Below are 5,528 nucleotides of genomic sequence, written 5' to 3'. Positions count from 1 at the left end.
GGGCGGGCTGACGCCCGCCGCCTACGCCAAACAGATGGCCGAGATCGGCTACCCTAACCCCGGACTCTAAACGGCCCCGCTACTGAAAGCGGGGGGACGTCGGCGCAGCACCTCATCCACGTAAACGGGTGGAAGCTAACAACTCTGACCCCTTACCCACCTTGACCCCCTCAGGCGGATATTGTGGTCATTCCCTTCGACATGGACGGGCGCAGACCGACGATGAACGTCACCCCTCCCATGGCGCTAGCTGCATGCGCGCAAGATCGCGCGCGCCGTGGGCGACGGTGACGATGTGGATCGTAGTGGACTGGACCACGTAAATGATGCGATAGGGCTGAACGAGCAACTCACGCACGTCCTCGCGCTCAGCCTCTGGCACAAGCCGTCCGATTTTCGGATGATCGACGAGTTTATCGACCGCCCTTAATATCCGTGCCACGAACTGCCGCGCATAGTATGGCGAGTCTTGCGCGATATACGACCGCAAGTCCCGTACATCGGTCCGGGCACGCTCGGCCCACCTAATCGGCATGGCCGAGCAGCTCGGCTTTTACGTCCTCATGCGCGTGAGTGCGGCCGGCTGCAATATCGGCCAGGCCTGCGTCGATCTTTTGCTTTACGTAGAACTCATACATGATGTCGTCCCAGGTGACTTGGTCGGGCAGTTGCTCGATCAGTTGCCGGGCAGCATCTTTTACGCTGGCCATGAATCACTCCGTATCTTCATCTTCGATGCGTCCTGTCACCTTGCGTCACCGCACCGGGACCTACCGAGCCTTCCCCGATGCCTGACCTGGATTCTAACCCCCCGGCACTGGTCTTGTGGTCATGATCGACGCCCCCCAAGATTGAGCAGTGGTAGCGTTTAGAGTCTGATCCCATGACGCGAGGAGATCAGCCGTGAAGAGGCGTTTCTCGGAAGAGCAAATTATTGGCTTTTTGCAGGAAGCCGAGGCCCGGCTGCCCGTGAAAGAGACGTGCCGACGCCACGGCTTTTCGGAAGCCAGCTATTACCTCTAGCGCAGCGAGTTCAGCGGCTTGGAGGTCGCGGACGCCAAGCGTCTGAACGGGCTGCTGGATCGCCTGGTGTGGCAGTGCTGCCTACCCAAGATCATCCGTACTGACAACGGCAAAAAGTTCGAAGGGGCCAGGCTCGGATATTTCCGAACAACCTAGGGAACCGCTGATTTATTCAGCGGCTCCCGCAGCGCAGGGATGCGCTGCCAAAATCTGTGGCTGTAAGTCACTGATTTTGTGAGTCATCGGAAAACCACGCTTTTCCGATGACGGGCGCTGACAAATCCAGGGCGGATTTATTCAGCGCTTCCCTAGAGGTCAAGCCCTACAGTTCAATATCACTCCTCTATTGCTCCCAAGGCTTATGGGCGACGTCGGGTTAGTCGCACCTACCTGCGCAGCCGCACTGCGAAAGGGCGTTTCCGTCCTTGCTTGATACAGGACGATGCCGATTTGCTACGGAAGCGCTGGATAGATCTGCGGTTCTCCAGTCTGCCCGCGGCACCTCGAACTGAATCGGCTGCGCGCCAGCCGGTGGTGTGTTTGGGCAAATACCGCTGGTTATGCCCTGCCCACAAAACCGGGACGGTAAGCTATCTTGGCAACCGCCCAAGCACAGTCTGGAGTCATGACCATGAAAGCCATCTGGAACGGACAGGTTATTGCCGAGTCGTCGGACACGGTCGTGGTCGAAGGCAATCATTATTTCCCGCCCGAATCGGTCAACCGCGCGCTGCTGGAGGATAGCCCCACCACGTCGGTGTGTCCGTGGAAGGGTACGGCCAGCTACTACTCCTTACTGGTCAACGGCGCGCGTAATGGTGACGCGGCCTGGTATTACCCGCAGCCCAAGACGGCGGCCGAACAGATCAAGGACCGGGTCGCCTTCTGGCGGGGCGTGGAAGTCACGGAGTCCTAGTCCGCCGCCCGGTAGCGGCGAACGTGGTCCACCGACATTACTGGTTCCTCCAGGTTTGGCGGCACCCGGCGCTCAAGCACGCCGGTGCTCGCACCGTTAACCGTGCAAGGCATTCTCCAGGGCGTAAGTTCCAAACCATGAGCGGCTTTTCAGGCGATGGCGGTCGGCGTCGAGTCACCGGCTGCTTCGCAGTACAGTACGCCCCGGCGCGTATGGCATATCAGCATCGCGCCCGCCCGTGCAGGAGCGGCGTCCCGTGGGAGTAAAAAAATGGCCATAAAGGACAGCGGCCCGCAATCCGAGCTGGCGGAGGCTTTGTTTTCGCTGCGGCGCTTGTTCGTGACCACGGGCGGGTTCAGTTTCATCATCAATATGCTGCTGCTGGTGCCTGCGATTTACATGTTGCAGATCTATGACCGGGTGCTGAGCAGCCGTAGTGAATCAACCTTGCTGATGCTGACGGTGGTGGTGCTGGGGTTGTATGCGCTGATGGCAGGTCTGGAGTGGGTGCGGTCGCAGCTGCTGGTGCGGGCCGGCTCGCTGTTCGACGCCCGGATGAATGCGCGGGTGTTCACCGCTTCGTTCGAGGCCAACCTGCGCCGGGTAGGCGCCAGCCCGAGCCAGTCGCTCAATGACCTGACGCATGTCAGGCAGTTCTTTACCGGCAGCGGTGCGTTCGCGTTTTTCGATGCGCCGTGGTTTCCCATTTATCTGGCGGTTATTTTCCTGTTGCATCCGTGGCTTGGATTGCTGGCAACGATAGGCGCGGCGCTGCTGATCATCCTTGCCCTGATAAACGAATGGGTAACCCGTGGGCCACTGTCGCAGGCCAACGCCGCCTCGATTCGCGCGTCCAACTACGCCGCCAACAACCTGCGTAACGCCGAAGTGATCGAGGCGATGGGCATGCTGCTGCGGGTGCGGGCACGCTGGCACGTCAAGCACCAGGAAGTACTTGCCCTGCAGGCGCTGGCCAGCGAACGCGCCAGCCAGGTGACGGCGGTCAGCAAATTTATCCGCATCAGCTTGCAGTCGCTGATTCTGGGCCTGGGCGCCTTGCTGGCGGTGCAGGGCCATGTGTCGGCTGGCGCCATGATTGCCGCTTCCATCCTGATGGGCCGGGCGCTGGCCCCGGTCGAACAGCTGATTTCGTCCTGGAAACACCTGATCTCGGCCCGCACGGCCTATCAGCGACTGAACGCCTTGCTGGGCGAGTATCCGCAACGCGAGCAACGCATGGCACTGCCCGCGCCCAAGGGGCAGCTTGCGGTCGAGGGCGTGGTGGCAACCGCCCCGGGAGGCCGGACGCCAATCATCAAGGGCGTGTCGTTCGCCATCCAGCCGGGCAGCATTCTGGGCATCGTGGGCCCGAGCGCGTCGGGCAAATCAACCCTGGCCCGCCTGCTGGTCGGCGTGTGGCCGACCACCTCCGGCACGGTGCGTCTGGACGGCGCCGATATCTTTCGTTGGGACAAGGAACAGCTGGGCGGCCACATCGGTTACCTGCCTCAGGACGTCGAGCTGTTCGAAGGCACCATCGCCGAGAATATTTCCCGATTCGGCGATCCGGAGCCGGACAAGGTCATCGAAGCCGCCCGACAAGCCGGCGTCCACGACATGATTCTGGGTTTTCCGGATGGCTACGACACGTCCATCGGCATTGGCGGCAGCTTTCTTTCCGGTGGCCAACGGCAACGCATTGCACTGGCCCGCGCACTGTACGGCCAACCCGCCGTGATCGTGCTGGACGAGCCGAACTCCAACCTCGACGACGCCGGCGAAGCAGCGCTGGTTCAGGCGGTAGTGGCACAGAAAGAAGCCGGCAGGACGGTGATCGTCATCACCCATCGCACCAGCATCCTGGCGGCGGTGGATTTGTTGATGCTGTTGCGAGACGGTACCGTGCAGCTGTTTGGCCCACGGCAACAGGTTCTGGCGACACTTTCGCAGGCTGCCCAGGAAAAGAAGGCGGCCATCGCCAGTCAAAGCTAGCGGCGCGACGGGGCAGCCGTACGCTGGCCGCCTCATTGCGCCGAAGCGCCACACAGGTCAAGGCAAGCGGATGAACACGATTGGCAAATGGCTGACAGACAAGCTGGGCACCCTCAAGGAACCCGCCGCCGAATCGAGCCTGTCGCAGGCACAGGTAGATATCGTCTTGGCCGACGTCAACAATCCGGCCCGCTCCGTGCGCCGTGGTGTGTGGCTGTTGATGCTGGGGCTGCTGGCATTTTTTCTGTGGGCGCTGTTTGCGCCACTGGACGAAGGCGTGCCGGCCTCGGGCATTGTGTCTGTGGATACCAAACGCAAGGTAGTGCAGCACCTGACCGGCGGCATCGTCAGCGCCATTCAGGTTCGTGAAGCGGAAAAAGTAGCCGCCGGGCAGATTCTGTTGCGCCTGGACTCGACCCTGGCCAGCACCACCCATCAAGCCCTGCGGCAGCAATATCTGTCTCTGAGAACCCAACAGAACCGGCTGGAAGCGGAGCAGACGGGCGCGAACCGGATTGTTTTTCATCCCAATGTCATCGCCGCTGCCGATGCCGACCCCCAGGTGCGCGAGAAAACACGGCTTCAGGAACAGCTGTTCGAGACCCGCCGCAGAGCCCTGCAGGGCGACATCGACATCCTGACTCAGAACAGCACCGCCATCAGGGACGCGATTCGCGGTTTGCGCGCCCAGCTGGCCGCCAAGAAAGCCCAACTGAAGCTGGTGGAAGAGAAGCTCAAGTGGACTGGCGATCTGGCCCGCGAGGGCTATCTGCCACGCAACCGCTGGCTGGAGGAGCAAGGCGTCGCCGCCGAACTGAGCGGCGCGGTCAGCGGCCTGGCCGCCAACGTCAGCACCGCGCAGAGCAATCTTGCGGAAACCGAGCTGCGCATGACCCAGCGACGCCAGGAGTATCAGCGCGAAGTGGAGCAGCTGCTGGCCGACACGACCCGCGAGGTCGAGGTGCTTGAACAACACGAACGCATGGCCGCCGAGGATCTGGCGCGCACCATCATCCGTGCGCCGGTCGATGGATTTGTGGTGAATCTGGCGGTGACCACGGTAGGCGGCGTCATTCCCGCCGGTGCCCGGTTGCTGGACATCGTGCCGCTGGACGAGCCGATTATTGTCGAGGCGCGTATTGCGCCCCAGATGATCGACCGGGTGCATGCCGGGCTTGCCGTCAACGTGCGCAGCCCCGCCTTCATTGATGACCCGAACCTGATGCTCGATGGCAACGTAACGTCGGTTTCTGCCGATCTGGTGGTGGAACAGAATGACGTGCCCCGCCACTATCTGGCGCGGGTCGCCATCACTCCCGAGGGCATGAAGACGCTCGGCGCAAGAGTGTTGCAACCGGGCATGCCGGTGGAGATCGTCATCAAGACGGGCGAGCGCACCTTCATGCAGTACTTGATGCGTCCGGTGGTGCGGCGCCTGTCCAACGCTTTCAAGGAAGCCTGATGCGCAAAGCTCCACTGCTTGCTGTGTGCGTGCTGTCGCTGGGCACGCCGACGGTCGGCGCGATCGATCTTCTGGACACGTATCTGGCGGCCCTGGGCAATGACTCGACCTATCTGGCGGCCCGCTCCGCTCTGC

5 protein-coding genes and 1 pseudogene are annotated in these 5,528 nt (G+C 61.8%); 4 read left to right on the top strand and 2 right to left on the bottom strand.

Annotated features, from left to right (window positions below; translation table 11 throughout):
* Positions 1-229: 229 nt before the first annotated feature.
* Together ABZF37_RS13360 and ABZF37_RS13355 are read right to left on the bottom strand one after the other, a co-directional pair.
* On the bottom strand, positions 230-535 hold the full coding sequence (locus tag ABZF37_RS13360; RefSeq protein ID WP_372720737.1) for a type II toxin-antitoxin system RelE/ParE family toxin: 306 nt from the start codon (positions 533-535) through the stop codon (positions 230-232).
* The gene (locus ABZF37_RS13355) at positions 525-710 is read right to left on the bottom strand and encodes a hypothetical protein (protein WP_372720735.1); all 186 of its coding nucleotides are present in this window, start codon (positions 708-710) and stop codon (positions 525-527) included. The genes ABZF37_RS13360 and ABZF37_RS13355 overlap by 11 nt, the downstream gene beginning before the upstream one ends.
* Before the next feature lie 193 nt (positions 711-903).
* Between ABZF37_RS13355 and ABZF37_RS13350 the strand changes: the two are divergent.
* The 4 genes and pseudogenes from ABZF37_RS13350 to ABZF37_RS13335 all read left to right on the top strand — a co-directional run.
* A pseudogene (locus ABZF37_RS13350) lies at positions 904-1,020 on the top strand (transposase); the annotation flags it as partial.
* 634 nt (positions 1,021-1,654) lie between these two features.
* The gene (locus ABZF37_RS13345) at positions 1,655-1,939 is read left to right on the top strand and encodes a DUF427 domain-containing protein (RefSeq protein ID WP_372720733.1); all 285 of its coding nucleotides are present in this window, start codon (positions 1,655-1,657) and stop codon (positions 1,937-1,939) included.
* A gap of 270 nt (positions 1,940-2,209) precedes the next feature.
* Positions 2,210-3,931: a type I secretion system permease/ATPase gene (locus ABZF37_RS13340; RefSeq protein WP_372720731.1), complete on the top strand. Its 1,722-nt coding sequence runs from the start codon at positions 2,210-2,212 to the stop codon at positions 3,929-3,931.
* 70 nt (positions 3,932-4,001) lie between these two features.
* Complete coding sequence (locus tag ABZF37_RS13335) at positions 4,002-5,393, top strand: HlyD family type I secretion periplasmic adaptor subunit (RefSeq protein ID WP_372720729.1); 1,392 nt, start codon at positions 4,002-4,004, stop codon at positions 5,391-5,393.
* The last annotated feature ends 135 nt before the right edge of the window (positions 5,394-5,528 follow it).

Origin of the sequence: Immundisolibacter sp., assembly GCF_041601295.1 — a bacterium.
In the GTDB taxonomy this organism is placed as follows: domain Bacteria; phylum Pseudomonadota; class Gammaproteobacteria; order Immundisolibacterales; family Immundisolibacteraceae; genus Immundisolibacter.
The sequence above is the reverse complement of the archived record's forward strand: the minus strand, read 5'-3'. Positions and strand labels throughout refer to the sequence as shown.